Below are 24577 nucleotides of genomic sequence, written 5' to 3'. Positions count from 1 at the left end.
TCTTCCCGGTCTGGCTCTGGGTGCTCGCGAGCGTCCTGCAGGTGGCGCTCTATTCCGCCATAGCCGCGGCGGTCGGTGGGGCGGTGCGCGACGCCACGCGGCGGGGCGCGGCCTGACGCGCCGCCGCATGCCAGCGGGCGAAAGGTTCGGCCTTTCACCCGCCGGTATGGCGCGCGGGGCTCGTGGGGCGGCCGCGCGCGGAAGCAGATCCTGACACCCTGCGCACCAAGGATCGACCTTTGTCCGCCGGGTATCAGCGCAGCAGCAGCACCGCCGCCCAGCCCAGGGCGAGCACCGCCGCCATGGAGGGCAGCAGCAGCCTCCAGACCTGCGGCGGCCGCGTGCCATCGGCGAGCAGCCCGCAGACCAGCGCCGTAACGCCGAAGGACATGCCGGCCCCGGCCGCGCCTGCGAAATTGTGCACCGACGGCGCGAGAAGCGCCGGCATCCCCGCCGCCAGCCCGAGCGCCTGCTGTACCGGCATCATCGCGGCGTTGGAGCCGACATTGCTGCCGGTCACCATGCCCGCGACGAGCCCGAGCACCGGCACCGCATAGGGCGCCGCGCCGCCCAGCGCCGCCGCGAAGGCGTGGGCCAGCGCCGCCGTCGCGCCGCTGCCCGCCATGACGCGCGCCAGCAGCACGTAGAGCAGCAGCACCAGCGCCGGCCGCCCGGCGCGCGCGAGCGCCCCGCGCGTGCGCGCGAGCGCGTCGGCGCGGAGCAGCATCAGCCCCGCCGAGACCGCCGCCAGCACCACCGCGACATGCGTGAGCGGGAAGGGCGGCAGGTTGGCGTAGGGTGCGAAGGCGGGCGGATCGGGCACTGCGCGGGCGGCGAGCAGCGCGGCGGTGAGCAGGAGGTAGGGCGCCATCGCCCGCCCCGCCCGGCGCCAGCCACCCGCGTCGCGCGGCGGATCGGCGCGCCACAGCGCATAGAGCAGCGGCGCGCCCGCGGCGAGGATGCCGAGGATCTCGAAGGGCAGCACGCGGTGGCCCAGCACCAGGATCCCCGCCATCGCCCCGAGCATCGCCGCCTGCGCGAGCCGCTCCGCCGGCGGGACAGGCACGCCCGCCGCGGCGCAGAGGCGCCAGCAGACCGGCCCGAGCAGCATGACCCAGGCGGCATTGGGCAGCGCCGTCATCGCCGCGATCTCCTGCGCCGGCAGCCCGACCAGCGCGGCGCCGAGCGCGGTTCCGGGGCCGAGCCCGCCCCAGGGGATCAGGCACAGCGAGAGCAGCGCCAGCGCCGCCGCCGGCGGCCCGCCGAGGCCCATGCCGCGCAGCGCCGCGAGCGCGAAGACCGCGCCGACGGCGAAGCCCGTCACGCTCTCCATGAAGACGCCCATCAGCAGCGTCGCGGTGAAGATGGCGCGCGGCTCGGGCGTGCGCGGCGCGGCATCCGCGCGGCGATCCTCGACCGCGGCGTGGAACAGCAGGCCGCCGAGCACGACGGCCGCGGGCTGGCTGGCGAGGAAGGCGCCGCGCAGCGCCTCCGCCGCGACGAAGCCGCCCAAGCCCGTCCCGGCGGGCAGCGAGACGAAGGCCGCGACGAGCGAGGCCGCGAGCGCGGCCAGCACCGCCCCGAGCGGCCCCGCGCGCCCCGTGAGCAGCAGGCCGAGCAGCACCAGCAGCGGTGCCGCCTGGAGAAGGAGAGTCACGCCTCGAGCAGGAAGGTCTTGCCGACCGCGCCGGGCACCACCACCGCCTCCCCATAGGCGCGCTCGAGCGCGTTCAGCGCGCGCCAGCCCGTGCAATGGGAGGGGAACATCCAGGTCAGCCCGAAGCCGCCGAGATCGGCGACGGTCTCGGGGATGATGCGTTCATTGGCGCCCGAGAGATGGAAGCCGCCCATCACCGCGAGCAGCGGGATGCCGGGCATCAGCCGCCGCGCCTCGTGCAGCACGTTGACGATGCCGCAATGCGAGCAGGCGGAGAACACCACGAGCCCCTTGCCGCGCAGGTGCACGGCGATGAAGCGCTCGTCCTCCAGCCATTCGTCCGCGGTCCAGGGCGCCTCCTCGGCGCTGCGCGTCACCTGGCCCGGCAGGCCCGTCTCGTAGGCCGTCACGCGCGGGATCTCGCCGCTGACCAGCACATGCCCGGCGATGACGAGCGGCTGGGTGGTGACGATCGGCTCCGCCCCCATCGCGGCCCAGCCCTCGGGCGCGGGCACGCGGTCCATCGGCAGCACGCCGCCATCGGGCTGGCGCGAGCCGCGCTCGCGCGGCATCCCGGGATGCAGGCAGAGCGGCACTGCGCGCCCGCCATTGGCCGCGCGCACCATCTCGATCGCCTTGGGCAGCCCGCCGGCGTGGTCCCAGTGGCCGTGCGAGAGCACCATCGCCTCGATGGCGCCGAACGGCACGCCGAGCCGCGTGCCGTTGCGCTCCACCGCGTAGTCCACCGGCCCGCCGTCGAAGAGGATGGTGCGGCGCTCGCCGCCCGCCTCCACCGCGATGACGAGCGAGAGCCCGTGATTGGCGCAGCAGATCGCCCCGCCCGAGCTGCGCTTCATCCCCATGCGCTGCAGCCGCGTCCATTCCCGCGTCACGAAGGGCGGCGTGGAGGAGAGCGTGTCCGTGACGTTGTCCACGAGGACGGTTATCTCGATCCGGTCCACCGGCGGGGGCGCCTGCATGCCTGAGTATCTCCCTGAACCCTACGCAGCCTATGGCAGCAACCTCTGGCACGACCAGATGCGACGGCGCTGCCCCGATGCGGTGGTCGCGGGCAGCCTGCTCCTGCCCGGCTGGCGCCTCGTGCTGCGGCGCTTCGCCCTGATCGAGCGCGCCGCCGACGCCGCCTGCCCGGTCGGGCTCTGGCGCGTCACGGCGGCCGACCTCGCGGCGCTGGACGGCCATGAGGGGCCGCACACCTACGAGCGCACGCGCATCGCGCTGCCCGATGGCCGCATGGCCTGGACCTACATGGAGATCCGCCGCCGCCCCGGCCCGCCCGCGGCCGAATACGTGCAGCGCCTGCGCGACGGCTATCGCGACTTCGCCTTCGACCTCGCGCCGCTCGAGGCGGCCATCGCGGCCTCGGGCTTCAGCGGCGGCGCGCCTCCGCGATCGTGACCACCACGGCGCCGCCGAGGATCACCGCCGCGCCGAGCCAAGTCCAGCCATCCGGCACCTCGTGGAACACCGCCCAGCCGAAGAGCGCGACCACGATCAGCCGCAGATACTGGAAGGGCGCGATGGCCGAGGCCTCGCCGTGCCGGTAGGCGCTCGTGATCAGCCAGATGATGCCCGGCGCGAAGCCAGCGACCGCGAGCAGCATCGCGATCTCCGGCAGGCCGAGCGGCACCCAGGCCGCGATGGCGAAGGGCAGGGAGCCGGCGGTCGTCACCAGCCCCACCCAGGCCATGATGGTCGTGTTGCGGTCGATCTGCGCCAGCACGCGCGAGGAGAGGGTGATGCCGCACCAGGTGATCGCCGAGGCGAGCGCGAGCGCGACGCCGAAGGCCGAGACCGTGGTGCCCGGCCGCAGCATCACCGCGACCCCGATGAAGCCCGCGATGGTGCCGGCCCAGCGCCAGCGGTCCACCCGCTCGCCCAGCACGGGCCCCGCGAGCAGTGTGGTGAACATTACGTTGGTGAAGGAGAGCACCGTCGCGGTGGCGAGGTCGAGCGGCCCGAAGGAGGCGTAGTAGAACCCCCAGGTCAGCAGCGAGGAGGCGCCGCGCAGCAGGTGCAGCCCAGGCCGCGCCGTGCGGAACACGGCAAGCCCGCTCGCCGCGATCATCGGCGCCACCCAGAACAACTGGCCGAGGGAGCGGAAGAAGACCTGCACCTCGACCGGCACGCCGCGCGCGGTCATCCAGCGGATCGCCAGCGCCTCGGCGGCGAAGAGCACCGCCGCGGCCGCCATCAGCGCGCCGCCGCGGAGATTGCCGGACAGTCCCGAGAGCATTGACGAAAGGTGCCTCCGGCGTAGCGTGCGCCGATGGTGCGGCGGGGCGGCCGCGCCGTCCAGGCGGGAAGGGCGGGCGATGGAGCGGACGGATCATGCGGCGGCGGTGGACCGCGGCCCCATCCTGGTCTGGGGCGCGGGGGCGATCGGCGGCACGATCGGCGCCGCGCTGGTGCGCGCGCGGCACGCGGTGGTCTTCGTGGACATCGAGGCCGATCACGTCGCCGCCATCGCCGACCCGGCGCGCGGGCTCGTTATCGAAGGCCCGGTGGACCCGCACCGCATCGTCGCACCCGCCTTCACGCCGGCGACGGTGAAGGGCACCTACCGCCGGATCTTCCTCTGCGTGAAGGCGCACCATACGGAGGAGGCGTGCCGCGCCCTGCTGCCGCACCTCGCCGGCGACGGCTATGTGCTCTCGCTGCAGAACGGTCTGTGCGAGAGCATCATCGCCCCCATCGTCGGGCGCGAGCGCACCATGGGCTGCTTCGTGAACTTCTCCGCCGACTGGCACGGGCCCGGGCGGATCATGTATGGCGGGCGCGGCGCTCTGGTGCTGGGCGAACTCGACGGCGCCACCACGCCGCGCCTTGCCGCGCTGCAAACGCTGCTGCGCGACGCCTTCGAGCCGAACGCCATCGTCACCGACAACATCTGGGGCTATCTCTGGGGCAAGCTCGGCTACGGGGCGATGCTCTTCGCCCAGGCGCTGGGGGAAAAGGGCATCGCGGACTGCCTCGCGCGCCCGGAACTGCTCCCGCTGTGGCGCGCCCTGGGCGGGGAGGCGATCGCGGTCGCGCGCGCGGAAGGCGTGACGCCGCTCGGCTTCAACGGCTTCGACCCCGCGGCCTTCTCGCCCGGCGCGACCGAGGCGCAGGCGGCGGCCTCCGTCGCCGCCATGGTCGCGTTCAACCGCCCCAACGCCAAGACGCATTCCGGCGTGTGGCGGGATCTCTGGGTGCGCAGGCGCCGCACCGAGGTGGATGTGCAGATCGCGCCCATCGCGGCGATCGGCGCGAGGCGCGGCATCGCCTGCCCGGCGACGGCGCGCCTCGTCGCCATGATCCACGAATGCGAGGCCGGCACGCGCCCGATGTCGGACGCCAACCTGACGGAGCTGATGGCGCCATGAGGGATTACGACTTCACCGGCACGACGGTTGCCGTGACCGGGGCGGGCCACGGCTTCGGCCGCGCCATCGCGCAGTCCTTCGCCGCGCTCGGCGCGCAGGTCTTCGCCTGCGACCTCTCGGCCGCGGAGCTCGAGGAGACCGCGGACCATCCCGGCGCCATCCACACCAGCGCCTTCGACCTGACCGCGCCCGGCGCGGCGAGGGGCTGGATCAGGGAGATCGAGGCGAAGGCCGAGGGCCCCGTCGGCGTGCTGGTCTGCAATGCCGGCGGCGTGCGCGGGCAGGTCGGCCGGCCCATCGAGGAGGTGCCCGAGGCCGACTGGCACGCCATCCTCGACATCAACCTCCATGCCGCCTTCGCGCTGTGCCAGGCGGTGGTGCCGGGCATGAAGCGCGCGGGCGCGGGGCGGATCGTGACCATCAGCAGCGGCGCGGGGCTGCAGCCCTCGCGCACCGGCATCCAGGCCTATGCCAGCGCCAAGCACGGCCTGATCGGCCTGACGCGGCAACTCGGCCACGAGCTCGGCCAGTTCGGCATCACCGTGAACAGCGTCGCGCCGGGCTTCGTCCTGTCGAATCCGGCGACGGAGCGGCAATGGGCCGCCTATGGTCCGGAGGGCCAGGCGCGCCTGCTCGCCTCGATCGCGCTGCGCCGGCTGGGCGAGGTGCAGGACATCGCCAATGCCGTGCTGTTCCTCGCCTCGCCGATGGCGAGCTACATCAACGGGCAGGTGATCAGCGTGGACGGCGGCAAGTAGCCGGCCTTGAAGCGGGCGCGGCGCGTCACGACCTGCCGCGCATGGATCCGAAAGCCCTTCTCGACCGCTTCCTCGGCCCCGATGCGGCCGCCGGCGCGGGCAACCTCGCCGATCGCGCGCGCGGCGCGCTCGGCGGCAGTACCGGCGCCATGCTCGGCGGCGCGGCCGCGGGCGGGCTGCTCGCGCTGCTGCTCGGGAGCAAGAAGGTCCGCAGGATGGCCGGCGGCGCCATCGGCTATGGCGGCGCGGCCGCGCTCGGCGCGCTGGCCTACCGGGCCTGGCAGGGCTGGCAGCAGGGCACGCCGCCCGCCGCGGCGCCCGCGGCCGCCGGGCCGCCCGCGCTGCCGCCGCCCGCCTTCGCCGCGACGGCGCCCGAGTTCCAGCTCGCGCTGATCCGCGCCATGGCCGGCGCCGCGATGGCGGATGGCCATGTGGATGCGGCCGAGCGCGCGACGATCTTCGCGCAGGTGGACCGCCTCGGCCTCGATGCCGAGGCGAAGGGCTTCATCTTCGAGCTGCTGCAGCGCCCGCCGAGCTTCGACGAGATCGCCGCCGGCGCCGCCACGCAGGAACAGGCGGCGGAGCTCTACCTCGCCGCGCGCCTCGCCATCGACCCCGACCACCCGGCCGAGCGCGCCTGGCTCGAGGCGCTGGCGCACCGGCTGCGGCTGCCGTCGGGGCTGGTGGCGCAACTCGACGAGCAGGCCGCGGCGGCGCTCGGTCAGTAGTACTGCCAGCGGCAGACGCGCTGCGGCACGTAGCGGTAGACCGCCCGGCCGTAGCGGTCGTAGCCGACGAAGGCGCGGCTCTGCTGCGTCCAGCACACCTGCCGCCGGCGCGGCGGCGGCCTTCCGTAATGCGGTCGCGGCGCATAATGGGGGCGCTCCGGCACGAATTGCGCCAGCGTCAACCCGGCTTCCGCCCGCGCGGCGGGCGCGCCCGTGATGCAGGCCCCGAGGGCCGCGAGCGCGCCCAGCAGGATGGTCCGGCGTGGTGCCATCTCGGCATTCTCCCGTTGTTGCACCGCGCCTTCGTCGCGGCTTGGCCAGCCTCCAGCCATTCGATGGCGCGGGCAAGGCAGGGTTTCACACCTCGGCCCCTTCCATCGCCGCGCCGCCGCTCAATCGAGCGTGCTGAGCAGCCCCGCCATCAGCTTCGCGCGCGGCACCAGGCTGTCGATCAGCACATGCTCCTCGAGCGTATGCGCCATGCCGCCCTGCACGCCGAGCCCGTCAAGCGTCGTGACGCCCATCGCGCCGGTGAAGTTGCCGTCCGATCCGCCGCCGCTCGATTGCGGGTTGATGTCGAAGCCGATGCTGTTCGCGATTCGCCGCGCGCGCTCGAACAGCGCCATGCCGTTCGCATCCGGCTCCCACACCGGCCGCGTCACGCCCCGCGTCACCTCGAATTGCACGTCGTTGGAGGTGGAGCGCAGCGCGAGCATCTTCGCAACCCCCGCATCGAGATCCTCCTGCCGCTTGGCCATGGACAGCGCCTCGGCCTCGCAGGTCGTGGTGACGCAGTTCACCCATTGCCCGCCATGGATGACGCCGACCGAGAAGGTGCAGTCCTCCGTCGTCATCTCCTCGATGGCGAGGATCTGCTTCGCCATTTCGCGGATCGCGCTGCGGCCTTCCGACAGCCGCGATCCGGCGTGGGACGGCCGCCCGGTCGTGCGGAGGTTGAAGCGGGCGATGGCGTAGCGCCCCGTCACGACGCCGCCATCGGGGCGCGCGGGTTCGGGCACCAGCACGTATCGGCTGCGCGCCGCCTCGGCCTCGATGAGGTCGCGCGTCGAGGGGCTGCCGATCTCCTCGTCGCTGGTGAGCAGGAAGGTGACGGGCAGCTTCGTGCGGATGCCGGCGGCGAGGATCTGCCGCATCGCCTCGAGGCTCGTCACCGTGCCGCCCTTCATGTCGAAGATGCCCGGCCCGTAGCACCGGTTGCCCTCGCGCCGGATCGGCAGCTTCGCCAGCGTGCCGACCGGATGCACGGTGTCGAGATGCGCCATGACGCAGATGCCCGGGGCGTCATCGCCCATCGGATGGGCGAAGCGCGCGCGCACGCAGTCCCCGAGGCCCATCCGCCCCGGAATGCGGTCTATGCGCGCGCCGAGCAGCGCGAAATCCCGCGAGGCGAGGTCCATCATCCGGTTCACCGCCGCCGCGTCGAAGGTCGGGCTCTCGCAGGCGGCCCAGCGCATCAGCCGCGCGAGGATCTCCTCGGCGTCGAAGGGCAGGGCGGTGGCGGGGAACTCCGTGCTCATGGGCGCGTCTCCGGCATGGCTGGAGGGCCAGCCTCGCCCCGCCCCGGGCATCCGGCAAGCCCGCCACGCGCAAACGGCATGGGAGCCCCGCTTCCGCCCCACCGGCCGCGCCGTGCTACCGTGGCGTGCATGACCATACCGACACGCCCGCGCCCCAGGCCCGTGCCGCAGACCGGCCCCGCCGTCTGGACCGCGGCCGACCTCACCGCCGCCGACTGGATGATCCCGGTCGGCGCGGAGGAGGCGGCGGAGCTCGACGCCGTGCTGACGGCGACCGAGGCCGCCGCGCCCGCGCCGCCGCTGAGCCGCCTCGCGCCCATCCTCTCCGCCGTGACGGCGCGGCTCGACACCGGCCACGGCTTCTGCCTGCTGCGCGGCCTGCCCTTCGACCGCCACGGCGCGGAGGCGGCCGAGGCGGTGCTGGTCGCGCTCGGCGCGCAGCTCGGCAAGCGGCTCTCGGGCGAGGGCGCGCCGGTCGCGCGCCTGATCGGCCCGCCGCCGGAGGGTCCGGCCTCCGGCCCGCCGCGCTTCCACAGCGAGGCCTGCGATGCCATCGCGCTGCTCTGCCTTGCCAATGCGCCCGACGCGCCGCCGCATGTGCTCGTCTCGGCCGGCGCCGTGCACAACGAGGTGATGCGGCGCGACCGCGCGCTGCTCGCCGTGCTCTACGAGCCCGCGCCGCTGATCGAGGATGGCGCGGAGACCGAGCGGGCCGTCTTCACGATGACCGGCGGCGCCTTCGCCGCGCGCTACACCCGCCCCGCGGTGGAGGCCGCGGCCAGCACGCCCCGCCCCGGCGCCGCGCCCCCCCCGCCCGAGCAGCGCGCCGCCTTCGACCTGCTGGACGCGGTCTGCGCCGAGCCGACCCTCGCGCTGAAGATCGAGCCGCGCCCCGGCGACCTGCTGCTGTTCAATCCGCAGCTCGTGTGGAAGCGCCGCACCCTGGCCGAGGTGCCGCCGGACGCGCCCCCGGCGCCGCAGGAATTCCTGCGCCTGCGCCTGACCATGGCGCATTCGCGCCGCACCGTGGCGGAGCCCGCCTGATGCGCCTGCTCGTCGCCAACGCCAACACCACCCAGGCGATCACCGATGCCTGCGCGGCCGCCGCGCGCGCCGCCGCCTCGGCGGGGACCGAGATCATCGCCGCGACGCCGCGCTTCGGCCCGGCGGTGATCGCCTCCCGCGCCGAGAACGTCATCGCGGGGCATGCGCTGCTCGAACTGCTGGCCGGGCATGCGGGCCGCGTGGATGCCTGCCTGCTCGCCGTCAGCCACGACACCGCGCTCGAGGCGGCGAAGCAGATGATGCCCTGCCCGGTGATCGGCATGACCGAGGCGGCCTGCCTGACGGCCTGCCTGCATGGCGGGCGCTTCGGCCTCGTCACCTTCGGCGGGGTCGAGACCTATCGCGAGCTGGTGGCCCGCCATGGCCTGTCGGCGCGCCTCGCGGCGCTGGCCGGGGTGGATGCGACACCGCCCGAGGCGGTGGCCGACCCGGAAGGCGTCGGCGCGAAGGTGCTCGCCGCGGTCGAGGGGCTCGCCGCGCAAGGGGCGGAGTCCGTCGTGCTCGCCGGGGCGGCGCTCGCCGGCTTCGACCGCCGCCTGCAGGCCCGCGCGCCGGTCGCGCTGCTCGACGGCATGGCCTGCGGCGTGCGCATGGCCGAGATGATGGTCGCACTCGGGCTGCCCCGGCCGCGTGCCGGCTCCTACGCGCCCTGCTCGGGGCGCGCGAGCCTCGGCCTCTCGCCCGCGCTCGCGGCGCTGCTCGCGCGCTGAGGCGGCCGCGCCTCCCCTGGCGAGGCGCAGGGCACGCGGCTAGCCTCCCGCCATGCCGCACATCGCCGTCGCCCGCCTGTGGTTCGAAGGCAATTCCTTCACACCGGTCCCAACGCCCCGCAGCGCCTTCGAATCGCGCGAATGGGGCAGCGGGGAGGGACACCTCGCGCGCTATGGCGGCACCGCGACGGAACTCGGCGCGCTGCACGCCTTCCTCGCCGCGCGACCGGACTGGCGGGCCACCATCCTGCCCTGCATCGCCGCCCAGCCGGGCGGGCCGATGGCCGACGAGGCGATGCGCGCCTGGCGCGGCGAGGTCGAGGCGGCGCTGAAGGCCGGCCGCTTCGACGGCGTCTATCTCTCGCTGCACGGCGCCTGCGTCACCGAATCCGACCCCGAGGCGGATGCCACCACGCTGCACCGCCTGCGCGCCATCATCGGGCCGGAGGTGCCGATGACCGCTTCCTTCGACTTCCACGCCAACATGGCGCCCGAGATCGCCGGGCTGCTCGACGGCGCCTCGGCCTATCGCACCTACCCGCATGTGGACATGGACGCCGCCGCGATGCGCGCGCTGGCCCAGCTCGAACGCCGCATCGGCGGCGCGCCGCGCGCGCATGGCCACATCGCGAAGCGGCCGATGGTGCTGCACAGCTTCCACATGCGCCACGAGCAGGGCCCCATGGCCGAGGTCTGGGCGGAGGCCGCGGCGGCGGAGCGCGCGCCGGTCCTCGACGCCTCGATCTTCGGCGGCTTCGCCTGGGGCGACAGCCCCCATGCCGGCCCCTCCGCGATGGTCTATGCCGAGGATGCCGGCATGGCGCGCGACCTCGCGGAGCGGCTCGCCGGCGCCATCGCCGCGCGCCGCGCCCGCTTCGCCGTGAGCCTGCCCGACCCCGCCACCGCGCTGCGCCAGGCGCTCGCCGCGCCGCCCGGGCTGGTCGCGCTGCTCGACCCGGCGGACAATCCGCTCTCGGGCGGCATCGCGGACACGCCGGAGCTGCTCCGCACGCTGCTCGCGGCCCGGCTCGATGTGCCCGCCGTCTTCGCCTTCCTGCACGACCCCGATTCCGTCGCGGCGGCGCAGGAGGCCGGCATCGGCGCGACCCTCACGCGGCATCTCGGCGCGCGGATCACCGAGGCCTTCGGCCCGCCGGTCATCGCCGAGGTGGTGGTGGAGCGCCTGACCGAGGGCCGCTTCGTCAACGAGGGGCCGATGGAGCGCGGCGCGCCGGTCGATCTCGGCCCGACCTGCGTGCTGCGCGCGGGAAGCCTGCGCGTGATCTGCACGAGCCGGAAGGAATCCGCGGTGGATCCCGCCTTCTTCGCGCTGCATGGCGTGGATCTCGGGCGGACGCGGCTGCTCGCGAACAAGGGCAAGAACCACTTCCGCGCAGCCTTCCGGGAGCGATGCAGCGCGATCGTCGAATGCGACGCGCCGGGACCGGCGGCGCTCGACCTCGCGGGCCTGCCCTGGCGGCATGTGCCGATGGAATGGCTCGGCTGAGAACGGGCGCCCGCGGCGCCTCCCGCCACCGGAGGCCGCAAGGGCCCTCCGGACAGCGGGGCCGCGCGGCGCCGCCGCTCAGTCTATGCGGGCGCCCGAGGCGCGCACGACCTCGGCCCATTTCTCGATCTCGGCCTTGATGAAGGCCTCGAAGGCGGCGGGCGAGGTCCCGCCATCGGGCGTGAGGTTCGGCGGGTCGGCGCCGAGGGCGGCAAGGCGCGCGCGCACCTCCGGCTCCTTGCCGATGGCGTCGATCTCCGCGCCCAGCCGCTCGATGATGGCGCGCGGCGTGCGCGCGGGCGCCTGCATGCCGAACCAGGCCGTCGCCTCGAAGCCGGGCAGCACCGTCTCGGCGAGCGTCGGCACATCGGGCAGCACCGCGCTGCGCACATGGCCGGTGACGGCGAGCGCGCGCAGGCGCCCCTCGCGGATATGCCCGAGGCTCGAGGGGATGTTGTCCACCGAGACCTCGAGCCGCCCGCCCACCGCCTCGATCAGCATCGGCCCGGCGCCGCGGAAGGGCACATGCGTGATCTGCAGCCCGCCCGCGCGCAGCTTGAACATCTCCATGGACATGTGCGGCGAGCCGCCGCTGCCCGCACTCCCGTAGTTCAGCGCGCCGGGCCGCGCCCTCGCCGCCTCCACAAGGTCCTGGATGGTCCGCATCGGCTGGGCGGGATGGACCATGATCACGTTCGGGACGCGCAGATAGAGCCCGACCGCCGCAAGATCCTCGGGCCTGTAGGGCATGCGCGCGCCGAACAGCGCGTAGTTGATCGCCGCGGGCGAAACCGCGGTGGTCAGCACCGTGTAGCCGTCGGGTGCGGCGCGCGCGACCGCCTCGGCGCCGATATTGCCCGTGGCGCCGGCGCGGTTCTCGACCGGCACCGGCTGGCCGAGGCGCGCCTGCAGGCGCTCGGCGAAGATGCGACCGGCGATGTCGGTGGTGCCGCCGGGCGGGAAGTTCACGATCATGCGGATCGGCCGCGTGGGCCAGGGCGCGTCCTGCGCGCGGGCGATCGCCGGCAGCGCGAGCAGGCCGGCGACGAGGGGACGACGCGGGAGTGTCATGGGTGAACGCCTCCTCCGGGTTGTGAAGTCCTTCGCTGCCGCATCGCGGGGCATGGGCCAGACCTGCCGTCGCGCCGGCGCGTTGCCGCCGCATGACGAAGGGGGGATCCGATGGGCGTGCTGGCGTATGCGGCGGCCATCGCGGTGGCGCTGGCGGGCATCGCGCTCGCCCTCTGGTTCGGCGCGGTCGCGAAGGGGCTTTCCACCGTGCGGGGCGTGTTCGAGGGATTCCTCGCCGACGACAGCCCGCGCGGCGCGCGGGAGCTCAGCGCCGCCGCGGCGGAGCGCATCCGCAACCCGCTGCTGCGGCGCATCGTCACGCGGCGCGTCGCGCAGATGGCCGGGACCATGCTCGTCCGGCAGGTCGTGACCCGGCTGGAGGAGCAGATCCGCGCCGCCTGGATCACCGCGGCTGCAGGGGTCGCGCTGGTCGTCTTCGCCTTCTTCGTGCCGGGGCTTCTGCGGTAGCGGGCCGCGCTATTCGACGCGGACATTGGCGCGCGTCACCACATCGGCCCATCTGGCGATCTCGGCGCGCAGGAAGGCGGCGAAGGTCTCCGGGCTCGATCCGCCATCGGGCGTGAGCCCGGCCGGATCCGCGCCGACGGCCGCGAGCCTCTCGCGGAACACCGGATCCTTGCCCACCGCGTCGAGCTCGCGGCCCAGCAGCGCGATGACTGGCGCGGGTGTGGCCGCCGGGGCCAGCACGCCGAACCAGGCCGTTGCCTCGAAATCCGGCAGCCCCTGCTCGGCGATGGTCGGCACGTCGGGCAGGGAGGCGTTGCGCCGCGCGCTGGTGACGCCGAGGGCGCGGATCCGGCCGTCGCGGATGAAGGGCAGGGCGGAGGGGATGTTGTCCATGCCGAGCTCGATCCGCTCGGCCACCAGCTCGGTCAGCATCGGCCCCGAGCCGCGATAGGGGACATGCGTGATGTCGATGCCGGTCGCGAGGCGGAGCTGCTCGATCACCACATGCGGCGAGGTCGCGATGCCCGCCGTGCCGTAGTTCAGCCGCCCCGGCGCGGCCCGCGCCTCGCGCACCATGTCCGCGAGGCTGCGGATGTTGGTGCGGTTCGCGGCCATCAGCACGTTCGGCACGCGCGTCATCAGCGCGACCGCGGCGAGGTCCTCCGGCCGGTAGGGCATGCGCTCGCGGAAGACGGCGAAGTTGATCGCGCCGGTGCCGATGGTGGTCAGCAGCAGCGTGTGCCCGTCGGGCTCGCTGCGCGCGACGAACTCCGCGCCGACATTGCCCGAGGCCCCGGGGCGGTTGTCCACCACGACCTGGTGGTTCAGCCGCCGGCCGAGGATCTCGGCGGTCAGCCGCGCCACGAGGTCGGTGGTGCCGGCGGGCGTGAAGGGCACGACGATGCGGATGGGGCGGGTCGGATAGGCCTGGCCCCACGCGATGCGCGGCGCGGCAAGGGCGGCGGTCAGGGCAGCGAGCACGCCGCGGCGGGCGATGGTCATGCGTGTTTCCTTCCCTGGCGTCTTTCCTTCCCTGGCGTCCGGCAGGTCGTGCCTGCCCTTGTTGTCGTCAGGGCATGAGAGCCCAGGCCCGCGGCAGCGGCAAGCGCAGAGTCGCGCGCCTCACGGAGCCGGCGCCCGATGCCGGGACGGACCCTCAGCGATCGAGAATGCCCGCATGAGCATGGAAGCGATCCGGCGGTTCGCGGCCGCGCGCAGTGTCGAAGGGATGCAGCGGTAGCCGGGGCCGCGAGCGCGGCGACGCCGGCACGCCAAGACCGCCGCAGGCCGCGGGCAGGCATCCGGCGGAACCCCCGCGCGCCGCGCGCGGCCCCGCCGGCTCACCGCGTCAGCAGCCGCCCGTGACGGCATGCATCGCGGGCGGCGCAGGACGTTCGTGCTCTCAGTCCACCGTGATGTTGCCGCGGCGGACCACCTCGGTCCATTTCGCGATCTCGGCATCGATGAAGCGCTGGAAGGTTTCGGGCGAGGACAGGCCATCCGGCGTCAGCCCCGGCTTCATGCCGCCGAGATCCTCGAAGCGCCGCCACACGGCCGGGTTGGCGAGCACCGCGTTGATCTCGGTGTTCAGCCGCGTGACGATCTCGCGCGGCGTGCGCGCCGGGGCGGTGACGCCGAACCAGGCCGTCGCCTCCACGGTCGGGAAGCCGGCCTCGGCCGTGGTCGGCACGTCGGGCAGCGCGGGCGTGCGCGTGTCCACGGTCACCGCAAGCGGCCGCAGCCGCCCCTCGCGCAGATGCCCGATGACGGAGGGCAGGTTGTCCACCGCCACCTCGATGCGCCCGGCGATCACCTCCTGCAGCATCGGACCCGCGCCGCGGAAGGGCACGTGCGTCATCTCGAGGCCCGCGGCCTGCTTGAGCAGCTCGCCCGTCATGTGCAGCGAAGTGCCGACGCCGGAGGAGCCGATGTTCAGCCGGCCCGGCCGCGCCTTCACGTAGTCCACCAGCTCGCGCAGCGTGCGCACCGGCAGGGCGTTGGTGACGAAGATGGCGTTGGGCACCTTCACCACCAGCGCCACCGCGGTCATGGCATCCGGGCGGTGCGGCATGCGCGCGCCATAGAGGCCGTGGTTGATCGCCCCCGAGGAGACGGTCTGCATCAGGATCGTGTAGCCGTCCGGGTCCGCCTTCGCGACCACGTCGGCCCCGATGTTGCCGCCCGCGCCGCCCGGCCGGTTCTCGACCACCACGTTCTGGCCGAGGCGCTGGCTCAGCGGCTCGATCAGGATGCGCGCCGCGATGTCCGTGGTGCCGCCCGGCGGGAAGCCGACCACGAGGCGGATGGGCCGCGCGGGCCAGGCCTGCGCGTAGGCGGGGGCGGCAAGCGTGCCGGCGGCGATGCCGCCCAAAAGGGCGCGGCGTTCGATCATTCCAGGGTCCTCCTCCCGGCTGCCCCTGTGCGGGGCGTTGACGACACGGCCCGCAAACTGGGTGATGATCGCTCCGGGATCAACCTCGCGCGGCCGAAGGGGCCGGACGGATGCCGCGCAGGCCCGACGGGACGAGTCAGGGGGTTCGCTGCGCGATGGGTTTCCTCACGCTCTATGGCCGCGTGCTGTGGCTGCTCGGCGCCGACCGGCCGATGGCCGCGGGCCTCGCCGTCGCGGCGCTGGCGCTGGCTGGCCTGCAGTTCCTCGAACCCGTGCTGTTCGGCCGGGTGGTGGACCTGCTTGCGCGTTCCGACCGGCTGGAGCAGGGCGCGCTCTGGGCTGAGGCGACGGTGCTGCTCGGCATCTGGGGCCTGGTCGGGGCCGCGGGCATCGCCGCCAATGTCGCCGTCGGCCTCTTCGCCGACCGGATGGCCCACCGCAACCGCCTCAAGGTGATGCACGACTATTTCCAGCACGTGCTCGCGCTGCCGCTCTCCTTCCACGGGGACACGCAGTCGGGCCGGCTGATGAAGATCATGCTGGTCGGCACCGACAACCTGTTCGGCCTCTGGCTCGGCTTCTTCCGCGAGCACATCGTCACCTTCGTCTCGCTGGTGGTGCTGCTGCCCCTCACGCTGGTCATGAACTGGCGGCTCGGGCTCCTGCTGATCCTGCTGGTGGCGGTCTTCGCCGTCGTCTCGGCCTTCGTCATCCGCCGCACGCAGGACGCGCAGGCGAAGGTCGAGCAGTTCCATTCCGCGCTCGCGGGCAGCGCGCAGGATGCGCTGTCCAACGTGGTCGTGGTGCAGTCCTTCACGCGGCTGTCCTCCGAGGCGCGGCTGTTCGGCGACATCGTGCGCCAGGTGCTCGACCACCAGTTCCCGGTGCTGAACTGGTGGGCGATCGTCGCGGTGCTGACGCGCGCGGCCTCGACCATCTGCGTCATCGCGATCTTCGTCTTCGGCACCGTGCTGCATGTGCGCGGCCAGGCGAGCGTGGGCGAGATCGTCTCCTTCATGGGTTTCGCGACGCTGCTGATCGGCCGGCTCGAGAGCGCGGTCGCCTTCGTCTCCCACATGGTCTTCGTCAAGCCGCGCATCGAGGAGCTCTTCGCGGTGCTCGACGCGCGCTCGAGCGTGCCGGAGGCCCCGGATGCGGTGGATATCGGCCGCGCCGAGGGCCATGTCGCCTTCGAGGGCGTCGGCTTCGCCTATCCCGGCGGGCCGCCCATCCTGCGCGACGTCTCCTTCAGCGCCTCGCCCGGGCGGACCATCGCCCTGGTCGGGCAGACGGGCGCGGGCAAATCCACCGCCATGGCGCTGCTGCAGCGCCTGTGGGACCCCTCGGAGGGGCGCATCACCCTGGACGGGCACGACCTGCGCTCCATCACGCTGGAATCCCTTCGCCGGAACATCGGCGTGGTGTTCCAGGAATCCATGCTGTTCAGCCGCACCATCCGCGAGAACCTGCTGGTGGGCCGCCCCGACGCCACGCAGGAGGAGATCGAGGCCGCCTGCCGCCAGGCCGAGGCGCACGACTTCATCCTGCGCCAGCCCCAGGGCTACGACACGATGGTGGGCGAGCGCGGCGCGAACCTCTCGGGTGGCCAGCGCCAGCGCCTCGCCATCGCGCGCGCGCTCATCAAGAACCCGCCGGTGCTGATCCTGGACGAGGCCACCTCGGCGCTCGACGCGGCGACGGAGGCGCGCGTGCAGAAGGCGCTCGCCGCGCTGATGGCCGGGCGCACCACCTTCATCATCGCCCATCGCCTGTCCACGGTGCGCGAGGCGGACGAGATCCTGGTCTTTGATGCCGGCCGCATCGTCGAGCGCGGGCCCTTCGCCGCGCTCGTCGCCATGGATGGGCGCTTCGCGGAACTGGTGCGCACGCAGCTCGCCGGGGGTGCGGCGGCGCAGCATTGAGCGCATGCCGCGCACAACCGCGCGCGCGGGTGCGGTTCCTGCTTGCATCGCGACGCCCCGCTTTGGCACGCTCCACTCACGGTTGCGCGGACAGGGCGCCGGTCCCTCGCCTCGCCACACATCCGGCGCCCCCGCCGCGTTCCGCCGGCCCTCCGGCCGGCGAGGAAACGGGAGGGATCGCACGTGACAATCGAGAGCATCCTGCGCGGCAAGGGCAGCGACGTGTTCTCCGTCGGCCCCGGCATGGACGCGATCGCGATCGCCGAGGCGCTCGCGCAGCACCGCATCGGCGCCGTGCTGGTCCGCGATGCGGACGGCGCGGTGCTCGGCATCGTCAGCGAGCGCGACATCGTGCGCGCCATCGCCCGGTCGCAGACCGCCGCGCTCGCGCAGACCGCGCGCGAACTGATGACCGCCGAGCTCGTCACCGTCTCGCCTGCGACCACGGTGGCCGAGGCCTTCGCGCTCATGACCAACCACCGCTGCCGTCACCTGCCGGTGATGCAGGATGGCCGCCTGCTGGGCATGGTCTCGATCGGGGATCTCGTGAAGGCCCGCATCGCGGAGGCGGAGCAGGAGGCGGAATCGCTGCGCGCCTTCGTCACCGCGGCCTGAAGCCCCCCGGGCCGTGCTGCGCCCGAGCATCGCGGCGCGCGGCCGGCCGTGCCAGACTCCGCCCGAGCGGAAGCATCGGAGCGCGGAGCATGGATCTGCAACTGACCGGCAAGGTCGCCCTCGTCACCGGCGCCTCGGCCGGCATCGGCCGCGCCATCGCCAGGGTCCTGGCGGCCGAGGGCTGCCGTCTGGCCATCCTCGCGCGCCGGCGGGCCCTGCTCGAGGAACTCGCGGCCGAACTGCCGGCCTCGGCGGCGCCGCTCGTCATCGAGCAGGACATCACCGCCGCGGACGCCGCCCCGCGCATCCGCGACGCGGTGCTCGGGCATTTCGGCCATTGCGACATCCTGGTGAACAATGCCGGCGGGTCCCGCCCGCAGGCCGATCTCGGCAGCGACGAGGTCTGGGCCGAGGCGATGCTGCTCAACTTCGAGGCCGGCCGCCGCATCACCCACGCGCTGATCCCCGCCATGCGGGCGCGGAAATGGGGGCGCATCGTCAGCCTCACCGGCACGGACGAGCCCTTCTCGATCAACCCTGCCAATGCGCCGAACGGCGCGGTCCATATCTGGTCCAAGGCGCTCTCGCGCGTGCTCGGGCGGGATGGCATCACGGTGAACTGCGTCCCGCCCGGGCGGATCCATTCCGAGCAGATCGACACCCGCATCCTGCCCACGAAGGAGGCGCAGGAGGACTGGGCCGCCCGCGAGGTCCCGGTCGGCTACATCGGGGAGCCGGAGGACCTCGCCGTGCTCGTCGCCTTCCTCTGCTCCCCGCTCGCTCGCTACATCACCGGCCAGGTGATCCATGTGGACGGCGGCACGCTGCGGTCGAGCCATTGAGCCGCCGCGCGGGCCGCGCCACCCTGGTGCGATCCGCCCTGGCCAGAGAAAGCCCAACCCGCCCATGATCAACCTCGCCGTGCGCATCGTGCTGGCCGCCGGCGGCGCCCTCGCCGCCCTGTTCGTCGCGCGCGACAGCCCGAATTTCGGCGTCGTGCAGGGCATGCTCTCGACCGTCGTGCTGGTCTGCGTCATCGGCCTGATCGTGCTCTGGCGCTGGAGGAAGGACGAGTAGCAGCGCCCGCCGCGCCGCTCTGGTATCCCTCGGACCGCATTCGCCCCGCCCGCCACGCACCAGGACCGGACATGACGGATCTTCGCCAGGCCCTCGAGGATGCCCGACGCGCGCTGCTCGACCTCTCCACGCGCAACCGCCTGCTCTCCCTGCCGAAGCCCGGGCGTTCGCGCGGAGTCCTCATCCTGGACGACGAGGATGCGGATTTCGTCCTCGGCGCGCTCGCCGCCGGCCGCGCCTTCGGCTTCGAGGCGGCCGGGGAGGAGGCGCCGCCCGCCGGTCCGGCCGCGCCCGCGCGGCCGCGCCGCTCCACCCGCGCCGCCAAGGCCGATGGCGTCGCCCGCGCCGACGGCACGGCGAGCCGCGAGCAGTGGCAGCGCGACGACCGGCTGCGCGTGCGCTTGCCCGCCGCCGACCTCGCCCGCCGCCTGCGCGACCTGATGACCGATGCACGCACCGCGCGCGAGGAAACCGGCGTGCCGACGCTCTACCTCGCCCTTGGCGCGCTGTCCTGGCGCGACCCCGCCACGCCCGAGACCGAGCGCCGCGCGCCGCTCGCGCTGCTGCCGGTCGTGCTCGAACGCGAGGGCGTCTCCCAGACCTTCCGCCTGCGCGCGGGCAATGACGAGCCGGCCGAGAACCTCTCCCTGCGCGAGATGCTGAAGGTCAATTTCGGCACCGCGCTGCCCGATTTCGACGCGGAGGCCTACAACCCGACCGCCTGGGCGGATGCGGTCGCGGCCGCGGTCAAGGACCGCCCGGACTGGACGGTGGAGGCGGACGCGCTCGCCCTCGGCCTGTTCTCCTTCGCCAAGTTCCTGATGTGGCGCGACCTGGGGCCGGAGGAGAATCCGGGCCTTGCCGACCATCCCCTGGTCCGCGCCCTGGTCGGCGGGGAGGCGCTGGCTACGCAGCCCACATTCCCCGACGACGCCGACGTGGATGCCGAGATTCCGGTCGAGCGTCTCGATCACGTCGTGGACATGGACGGATCCCAGGCGCTGGCGGCCGAATCGGTGCGGCGCGGCGGTCATGTGGTGATCCAGGGGCCGCCGGGCACCGGCAAGTCGCAGACCATCGCGACCATCCTCGCCCAGGCCATCCTCGATGGCCGCACCGTGCTGTTCGTGGCCGAGAAGCTGGCCGCGCTGGAGGTGGTCAAGCGGCGGCTCGAGAATATCGGCCTCGGCGCCGCCTGCCTCGAACTGCATTCCGAGAAGCAGTCCAAGCGCGCGGTGCTCGACGAGCTGCGCGCGACGCTCGCCTTGCCGCCGCCGCCCCGGCCCAACCGCGCCGCGGTCATCGAGCGCCTGGCGACGATACGCTCGCGCCTCAACCGCCATGCCGCGGCGATGCGCGCGCCCGCCGGCGCCTCCGGCATCCCGCTGCATGACGTGATCGGCACGCTGGTTGGCTTGCGCCGGCGCGGCGTGCCCGTGCCCGACTTCTCCCTCGACGCAGCCGGCTGGGACGGCGCAATGATCGCGGCGAAGCGCGACGCGGTGCGCGACCTCGCCGCCCGCGCCGCGGAGGCGAATGGCGCGGCGAATCCGTGGCGCGGCGTGACGGCCGATCTCGGCCCGGCCGATGCCGACCGGCTGATGGCCCGCCTGCCCGGCTGGATCCGCGCCTTCGCCGCCGCCGGCGCGGCCGCAGGCGGCACGGCGGGCCCGGCCGGGATCGCCGCGCGGCTGCGCGCCGCCCAGGCGCTGCGCGAGGCCCCCCCGCACGACAAGGAGGCGATGCGCAGCGCCGCCTGGCGCGCCGACCCCGCGCCGCTGGTCGCGCTGACCGAGGCGGTGGCCAAGCTCGCCATCGCCAAGCGGGATGCCCGACTGAAGCCAGGCGCGCTCGACGTGCCGGGGCTGCAGGAGGCGCGGGCCGCGCTCGCCGCATCGGGCGGCTTCTTCGGCTTCCTCAATGCCGGCCGCCGCGCGGCGCAGGAGGTTGCCGCGCGGGTCGCGCGCGACGGGGCGGATCCGCTCGCGGCACTCGATGCCGCCATCGCCGGGCAGGCGGCGCGCGAGCGCGTGCGCGCAGGCCATGCGCTGGGCTCGGCCGCCTTCGGGCGCCTGTGGCGCGGCGAGGAAACCGACCCCTCCGCCATGTCGGCGCTGATCCTCTGGCGCCAGAAGCACGGCGCCGAGGCCGCCGCCGCGCTCGCCGCCGAGGAGCCGGCCGGCGACGGCGCGGTGCTCGAAGCCGGCGCGGCCGCCTGGGCCGAGTTGCAGCAGGCGACCGGCCTCGATCCCGTCGCCGCCTTCGGCTCGCGCGAGCCGAGCTTCGCCATGCTCGCCGATCGCCTGGGTGAATGGGCCGCTCATCCCGAGGCGCTTCCGCTCTGGCAGGGCTGGCGCCGAGCGCTGGCCGAGGCACGCGGCATCGAGCCGATTATCGAGCGCCTGCAGGACGGGCGCCTCGCGCCCGAGGCGGCCGAGGACGCCTTCACCCACGCCCTGCACGAGGGGCTGCTGCGCGCGGCGAGTGCCGCGCATCCCGACCTCGCCGCCTTCGACGCCGCCGCCTATGACCGGCTGGTGGCCGAGTTCCGCGAGGCCGACGCGGCGCGCATCGCGCTGACCCGGGCCGAGGCCGCGCGCATCCATGCCGACCGCGTGAAGCAGGTGCGCGACGGCGCGCCGGGGATGCAGGTGATCCGCGGCGAGATGGAGAAGAAGCGCGGCCACCTGCCGGTGCGCGAGTTGCTGCTGCGCGCCGCATCCGCTGTGCAACAGATCAAGCCGGTCTTCATGATGAGCCCGCTGTCGGTCGCGCAATTCCTCGCGCCCCCGCACGGGCTGCGTCCGGGCCTCTCCTTCGACCTGCTGGTGATCGACGAGGCCTCGCAGGTCGAGCCCGTGGACGCGCTCGGCGCCATCGCGCGCTGCCGCCAGGTGGTGGTGGTCGGCGACGACCGGCAGATGCCGCCCACCCGCTTCTTCCAGCGCATGACCGGCGAGGAGGAGGAGACGGCGCCCGAGGATGCGCCGGATGCGGTGGCGGCGCGCGACGTCGAATCCATCCTCGGCCTGTGCAATGCGCGCGGCGTGCCCCGCGCGATGCTGCGCTGGCACTACCGCTCGCGGCACGAGAGCCTGATCGCCACCTCCAACGCCGAGTTCTACGAGAACCGGCTGCTGGTGCTGCCCTCGCCGCGCCCGCGCTCGGCGGAACTCGGCCTGTCGCTCGTGCGCGTGGACGGCGCCTGGGAGACGGGGGAGGGCGTCAACCGCGCCGAGGCCGAGGCCGTCGCGCAGGCGGTGATGCGCCACGCGAAGGAGACGCCCGGCGACACGCTCGGCGTCGCCGCCTTCTCCATCCGCCAGCGCGACGCGATCATGGACGCGATCGAGGCCGCGCGCCGCGCCGACCCCTCCGCCGACGCCTTCTTCGGCGCGCATCCGGACGAGCCCTTCTTCGTCAAGAACCTCGAGAACGTGCAGGGCGACGAGCGGGACGCGATCCTGATCTCGGTCGGCTACGGGCGCGACAGGAACGGGCGGCTGGCCATGCGCTTCGGCCCGCTCTCCGCCGAGGGCGGGGAGCGCCGGCTCAACGTGCTGATCACGCGGGCGAAGAAGCGCTGCATCGTCTTCTCGGGCATCGGGGCCGAGGACATCGACCTCGCCCGCGCCTCGGGCCGGGGCGTGGCCGCGCTCAAGGCCTTCCTCGCCTTCGCCGCCGCGCCGCCCGATGCGCCGCGCGCCGGCGGCGGCGCGACCGGGAGCCCGATCGCCGAGGCCATCGCCGAGGCGGTGCGCGCCGCCGGCAAGGAGCCCGTGCCGCATGTCGGCCTCGCGGGCCTCTTCCTCGATGTCGCCGCGCGCGGCGAGCAGGGCTACGAACTCGGCATCGAGGCCGATGCCGGGGACTGGGCGGCGCTGCGCTGCGCGCGGGACCGCGAGCGCGGCCGCCCCGCCGCCTTGCAGATGATGGGCTGGAAACTGGTTCGCGCCTGGTCGCTCGCCTGGTATGCGCGCCCCGAGGCCGAGGCCGCGCGCATCGCCGCCGCCCTCGGCGCCGCGCCGGCCGCCGCACCAGCCCCCGCCGCGCCCCCGCCGCCCGAGCCCGGCCTCGCCGAGGCCTACCGCGAGGCCGCGCCCGACCTGCCGCGCGGCGCGCTCGACGCCCTGCCCCGCGCCAGCCTCGCCGCCGCGATCGCCGAGGTGGTGGCGACCGAGGCGCCGATCACCGCGGACAGCCTGCACGAGCGCCTGCGCCTCGCCGCCGGCCGCGACGCGCTGAGCACGGCCGAGCGCAACGCGATCCGCGAGGCGCTCGCCATCGCCCGCGCGCAGCACGGCGTCCTGGAGGCTTCGGGCCTTCTCACCACCGCCGATGCGAAGCCGGTGCCGCGCGACCGCCGCGCCGCCGCGGCGCATCTGCGGCGCGCCGCCGCCGTGCCGCCGGCCGAGATCGCCGCCGCCGCCGAGGCGCTGCTCGCGCGCCGGCCGGCGATGACCGAGGCGGAACTGGCCAAGGGCGTGCACGCCCTGCTCGGCCTGGATGCGGCGGCGGAGGTCGCCATCGCCGCGCGCATCGCCGCGCTGGTCGGCGCCGGCACGATCCGCCTGTCATGAGCGGCGACGGGCAGGCCATGGCCGGCCTGCTCGCGGCGCTGCTGCCGGCGCTCGATGCGCTGGGCCATGCGGCGCGGCATGCCGCGCCGGGCACGATCGAGGCGCTTGCCGCGGCAGCCATGCCGCTGGCCGCGACGCTCGAGGCGGCGCGTGCGGACTTCGCCGCCCATTCCTGGCCGGAGCGCCTGCTGCCGGTGCGCGACTGCCTCGATGCCTCCGCCGGGCTCGCGTGCGATGCCTTCGCCGCGCTCGGCGCGGCGGCCGAGGCGCCGCATCCGATGCGCGGCGCCTTCGCCGCGCTGCGCGCCCTGCCGCGCGCCGAGGATGCGCTCTACCCGCTCGCCACCTTCCTGCCTGCGGTCAGCCGGCATTTCCTCGACGGCGCGGAGCGGATGGACGAGGGGCTGATCGCGCGCCTCGCCGCCGCGCCGCCGGGGCGCGAGGGGCGCGGCGTGATGCATCTCGGCGGCCCGCCCGGCACGCGCGGCGGGGCGAGCCTCTATGTCCCGGAAACGCTCGACGGCACGGAAGCGGCGCCGCTCGCCGTCGCGCTGCATGGCGGCGGCGGCACCGGCGCGCATTTCCTGTGGTCCATGCTGCGCGCGGCGCGGGCGCGCGGGGTGGTGCTGCTCGCGCCGACCTCGCGCGGCCGCACCTGGGACCTGCACGCGCCGGAGGCGGACCTCGCCGCCATCGCGGATGCGCTGGCCGTGGCGGACGGGATCCATCCCCTCGCGCCGGATCGCCGCCTGCTGCTCGGCATGAGCGATGGCGGCACCTTCGCCACCATCGCCGCGCTGCGCGGCGCGCCGGGCTTCACGCACGCCGCGCCGGTCGCCGCCTCCTTCAGCCCGCTGATGATCGCGCTCGCCGATCCCGCCGCGCTGCGCGGCCTGCCGGTCCGCCTCACCCACGGCGGGCGCGACTGGATGTTCCCGGTCGAGACGGCGCGCGAGGCCGCCGCCGCCCTGCGCGCGGCCGGCGCGGCGCTGGCCTGGCGCGAGATCCCCGACCTCGCCCATGCCTGGCCGCGCGAGGAGGCGGGTGCGATCCTCGACTGGTTCCTCTCTACGCCGCCTCGGGCGGCGTGACGCGCCCGG

The 24577-nt window shown here is 74.4% G+C and carries 22 protein-coding genes; 14 read left to right on the top strand and 8 right to left on the bottom strand.

The window, feature by feature from the left end; genetic code table 11:
* Window positions 1-253: 253 nt before the first annotated feature.
* The gene (locus tag FHS88_RS21195; RefSeq protein WP_184483245.1) at window positions 254-1657 is read right to left on the bottom strand and encodes an L-lactate permease; all 1404 of its coding nucleotides are present in this window, start codon (window positions 1655-1657) and stop codon (window positions 254-256) included.
* Window positions 1654-2637, bottom strand: coding sequence for an MBL fold metallo-hydrolase (locus FHS88_RS07805; RefSeq protein ID WP_184483243.1), 984 nt, complete (start codon window positions 2635-2637; stop codon window positions 1654-1656). Before FHS88_RS07805 ends, FHS88_RS21195 begins: the two co-directional genes overlap by 4 nt.
* Between FHS88_RS07805 and FHS88_RS07800 the strand changes: the two genes are divergently transcribed.
* Window positions 2636-3076: a gamma-glutamylcyclotransferase family protein gene (locus FHS88_RS07800; RefSeq protein ID WP_184483242.1), complete on the top strand. Its 441-nt coding sequence runs from the start codon at window positions 2636-2638 to the stop codon at window positions 3074-3076. The genes FHS88_RS07805 and FHS88_RS07800 overlap by 2 nt on opposite strands.
* Here the strand turns inward: FHS88_RS07800 and FHS88_RS07795 are convergent.
* On the bottom strand, window positions 3048-3914 hold the full coding sequence (locus FHS88_RS07795; RefSeq protein ID WP_246419608.1) for a DMT family transporter: 867 nt from the start codon (window positions 3912-3914) through the stop codon (window positions 3048-3050). The genes FHS88_RS07800 and FHS88_RS07795 overlap by 29 nt on opposite strands.
* Before the next feature lie 79 nt (window positions 3915-3993).
* Between FHS88_RS07795 and FHS88_RS07790 the strand changes: the two genes are divergently transcribed.
* From FHS88_RS07790 to FHS88_RS07780, 3 genes are read left to right on the top strand one after another with little or no spacing between them, the layout of a single operon-like run.
* On the top strand, window positions 3994-5046 hold the full coding sequence (locus FHS88_RS07790) for a ketopantoate reductase family protein (protein WP_211842784.1): 1053 nt from the start codon (window positions 3994-3996) through the stop codon (window positions 5044-5046).
* Window positions 5043-5804 carry an SDR family NAD(P)-dependent oxidoreductase gene (locus FHS88_RS07785; RefSeq protein ID WP_184483240.1) on the top strand — a complete coding sequence of 254 codons (762 nt, stop codon included), beginning with the start codon at window positions 5043-5045 and terminating at the stop codon, window positions 5802-5804. Before FHS88_RS07790 ends, FHS88_RS07785 begins: the two co-directional genes overlap by 4 nt.
* 41 nt (window positions 5805-5845) lie before the next feature.
* Window positions 5846-6532: a tellurite resistance TerB family protein gene (locus FHS88_RS07780; RefSeq protein ID WP_184483238.1), complete on the top strand. Its 687-nt coding sequence runs from the start codon at window positions 5846-5848 to the stop codon at window positions 6530-6532.
* Here the strand turns inward: FHS88_RS07780 and FHS88_RS07775 are convergent.
* Both FHS88_RS07775 and FHS88_RS07770 read right to left on the bottom strand, forming a co-directional pair.
* A complete protein-coding gene (locus tag FHS88_RS07775) occupies window positions 6526-6804 on the bottom strand; it encodes a hypothetical protein (RefSeq protein WP_184483236.1) in 279 nt (92 codons plus the stop codon). The two genes, FHS88_RS07780 and FHS88_RS07775, sit on opposite strands and share 7 nt — an antisense overlap.
* Before the next feature lie 120 nt (window positions 6805-6924).
* Window positions 6925-8070 carry a M20/M25/M40 family metallo-hydrolase gene (locus FHS88_RS07770; RefSeq protein ID WP_184483234.1) on the bottom strand — a complete coding sequence of 382 codons (1146 nt, stop codon included), beginning with the start codon at window positions 8068-8070 and terminating at the stop codon, window positions 6925-6927.
* 162 nt (window positions 8071-8232) lie between these two features.
* Here FHS88_RS07770 and FHS88_RS07765 point away from each other — a divergent pair, with 162 nt between their 5' ends.
* The 3 genes from FHS88_RS07765 to FHS88_RS07755 are packed head-to-tail and all read left to right on the top strand — an operon-like array spanning window position 8233 to window position 11352.
* Window positions 8233-9114: a TauD/TfdA family dioxygenase gene (locus FHS88_RS07765; RefSeq protein ID WP_184483232.1), complete on the top strand. Its 882-nt coding sequence runs from the start codon at window positions 8233-8235 to the stop codon at window positions 9112-9114.
* Window positions 9114-9845: an aspartate/glutamate racemase family protein gene (locus FHS88_RS07760; RefSeq protein ID WP_184483230.1), complete on the top strand. Its 732-nt coding sequence runs from the start codon at window positions 9114-9116 to the stop codon at window positions 9843-9845. The genes FHS88_RS07765 and FHS88_RS07760 overlap by 1 nt, the downstream gene beginning before the upstream one ends.
* 52 nt (window positions 9846-9897) lie before the next feature.
* Window positions 9898-11352: a M81 family metallopeptidase gene (locus tag FHS88_RS07755; RefSeq protein WP_184483228.1), complete on the top strand. Its 1455-nt coding sequence runs from the start codon at window positions 9898-9900 to the stop codon at window positions 11350-11352.
* 78 nt (window positions 11353-11430) lie between these two features.
* Here FHS88_RS07755 and FHS88_RS07750 read toward each other — a convergent pair whose 3' ends face one another.
* The gene (locus tag FHS88_RS07750) at window positions 11431-12423 is read right to left on the bottom strand and encodes a Bug family tripartite tricarboxylate transporter substrate binding protein (protein ID WP_184483226.1); all 993 of its coding nucleotides are present in this window, start codon (window positions 12421-12423) and stop codon (window positions 11431-11433) included.
* A 111-nt stretch (window positions 12424-12534) separates the two neighbouring features.
* Between FHS88_RS07750 and FHS88_RS07745 the strand changes: the two genes are divergently transcribed.
* Complete coding sequence (locus FHS88_RS07745) at window positions 12535-12891, top strand: hypothetical protein (RefSeq protein WP_184483224.1); 357 nt, start codon at window positions 12535-12537, stop codon at window positions 12889-12891.
* A 9-nt stretch (window positions 12892-12900) separates the two neighbouring features.
* Here the strand turns inward: FHS88_RS07745 and FHS88_RS07740 are convergent, their stop codons facing one another.
* On the bottom strand, window positions 12901-13893 hold the full coding sequence (locus FHS88_RS07740; protein WP_184483222.1) for a Bug family tripartite tricarboxylate transporter substrate binding protein: 993 nt from the start codon (window positions 13891-13893) through the stop codon (window positions 12901-12903).
* A 400-nt stretch (window positions 13894-14293) separates the two neighbouring features.
* Window positions 14294-15283 (bottom strand): Bug family tripartite tricarboxylate transporter substrate binding protein, encoded by a 990-nt coding sequence (locus FHS88_RS07735; protein WP_184483220.1) that lies wholly within the window; start codon window positions 15281-15283, stop codon window positions 14294-14296.
* Between the two features lie 155 nt (window positions 15284-15438).
* Here FHS88_RS07735 and FHS88_RS07730 point away from each other — a divergent pair, with 155 nt between their 5' ends.
* The 6 genes from FHS88_RS07730 (at window position 15439) to FHS88_RS07705 (ending at window position 24568) form a co-directional block, all read left to right on the top strand.
* On the top strand, window positions 15439-17205 hold the full coding sequence (locus FHS88_RS07730; RefSeq protein ID WP_184483218.1) for a glucan ABC transporter ATP-binding protein/ permease: 1767 nt from the start codon (window positions 15439-15441) through the stop codon (window positions 17203-17205).
* Between the two features lie 183 nt (window positions 17206-17388).
* Window positions 17389-17820: a CBS domain-containing protein gene (locus FHS88_RS07725; RefSeq protein WP_184483216.1), complete on the top strand. Its 432-nt coding sequence runs from the start codon at window positions 17389-17391 to the stop codon at window positions 17818-17820.
* A gap of 89 nt (window positions 17821-17909) precedes the next feature.
* Window positions 17910-18662 (top strand): SDR family oxidoreductase, encoded by a 753-nt coding sequence (locus tag FHS88_RS07720; protein WP_184483214.1) that lies wholly within the window; start codon window positions 17910-17912, stop codon window positions 18660-18662.
* Between the two features lie 64 nt (window positions 18663-18726).
* Window positions 18727-18897, top strand: coding sequence for a hypothetical protein (locus FHS88_RS07715; RefSeq protein WP_184483211.1), 171 nt, complete (start codon window positions 18727-18729; stop codon window positions 18895-18897).
* A 71-nt stretch (window positions 18898-18968) separates the two neighbouring features.
* Window positions 18969-23477, top strand: coding sequence for a DUF3320 domain-containing protein (locus FHS88_RS07710; RefSeq protein ID WP_184483210.1), 4509 nt, complete (start codon window positions 18969-18971; stop codon window positions 23475-23477).
* Complete coding sequence (locus FHS88_RS07705; protein WP_184483208.1) at window positions 23474-24568, top strand: alpha/beta hydrolase; 1095 nt, start codon at window positions 23474-23476, stop codon at window positions 24566-24568. Before FHS88_RS07710 ends, FHS88_RS07705 begins: the two co-directional genes overlap by 4 nt.
* The last annotated feature ends 9 nt before the right edge of the window (window positions 24569-24577 follow it).

The organism is Neoroseomonas alkaliterrae (genome assembly GCF_014199195.1).
Taxonomy (GTDB): domain Bacteria; phylum Pseudomonadota; class Alphaproteobacteria; order Acetobacterales; family Acetobacteraceae; genus Neoroseomonas; species Neoroseomonas alkaliterrae.
This window is presented reverse-complemented; position numbering and strand designations above follow the sequence as displayed.

Coding starts and splice junctions, on each gene's coding strand:
- FHS88_RS07800 (WP_184483242.1), top strand. CDS start 2,636: ATGCCTGAGTATCTCCCTGAACCCTACGCAGCCTATGGCAGCAACCTC.
- FHS88_RS07805 (WP_184483243.1), bottom strand. CDS start 2,637: ATGCAGGCGCCCCCGCCGGTGGACCGGATCGAGATAACCGTCCTCGTG.
- FHS88_RS07795 (WP_246419608.1), bottom strand. CDS start 3,914: ATGCTCTCGGGACTGTCCGGCAATCTCCGCGGCGGCGCGCTGATGGCG.
- FHS88_RS07790 (WP_211842784.1), top strand. CDS start 3,994: ATGGAGCGGACGGATCATGCGGCGGCGGTGGACCGCGGCCCCATCCTG.
- FHS88_RS07785 (WP_184483240.1), top strand. CDS start 5,043: ATGAGGGATTACGACTTCACCGGCACGACGGTTGCCGTGACCGGGGCG.
- FHS88_RS07780 (WP_184483238.1), top strand. CDS start 5,846: ATGGATCCGAAAGCCCTTCTCGACCGCTTCCTCGGCCCCGATGCGGCC.
- FHS88_RS07775 (WP_184483236.1), bottom strand. CDS start 6,804: ATGGCACCACGCCGGACCATCCTGCTGGGCGCGCTCGCGGCCCTCGGG.
- FHS88_RS07770 (WP_184483234.1), bottom strand. CDS start 8,070: ATGAGCACGGAGTTCCCCGCCACCGCCCTGCCCTTCGACGCCGAGGAG.
- FHS88_RS07760 (WP_184483230.1), top strand. CDS start 9,114: ATGCGCCTGCTCGTCGCCAACGCCAACACCACCCAGGCGATCACCGAT.
- FHS88_RS07755 (WP_184483228.1), top strand. CDS start 9,898: ATGCCGCACATCGCCGTCGCCCGCCTGTGGTTCGAAGGCAATTCCTTC.
- FHS88_RS07750 (WP_184483226.1), bottom strand. CDS start 12,423: ATGACACTCCCGCGTCGTCCCCTCGTCGCCGGCCTGCTCGCGCTGCCG.
- FHS88_RS07745 (WP_184483224.1), top strand. CDS start 12,535: ATGGGCGTGCTGGCGTATGCGGCGGCCATCGCGGTGGCGCTGGCGGGC.
- FHS88_RS07740 (WP_184483222.1), bottom strand. CDS start 13,893: ATGACCATCGCCCGCCGCGGCGTGCTCGCTGCCCTGACCGCCGCCCTT.
- FHS88_RS07735 (WP_184483220.1), bottom strand. CDS start 15,283: ATGATCGAACGCCGCGCCCTTTTGGGCGGCATCGCCGCCGGCACGCTT.
- FHS88_RS07730 (WP_184483218.1), top strand. CDS start 15,439: ATGGGTTTCCTCACGCTCTATGGCCGCGTGCTGTGGCTGCTCGGCGCC.
- FHS88_RS07720 (WP_184483214.1), top strand. CDS start 17,910: ATGGATCTGCAACTGACCGGCAAGGTCGCCCTCGTCACCGGCGCCTCG.
- FHS88_RS07715 (WP_184483211.1), top strand. CDS start 18,727: ATGATCAACCTCGCCGTGCGCATCGTGCTGGCCGCCGGCGGCGCCCTC.
- FHS88_RS07710 (WP_184483210.1), top strand. CDS start 18,969: ATGACGGATCTTCGCCAGGCCCTCGAGGATGCCCGACGCGCGCTGCTC.
- FHS88_RS07705 (WP_184483208.1), top strand. CDS start 23,474: ATGAGCGGCGACGGGCAGGCCATGGCCGGCCTGCTCGCGGCGCTGCTG.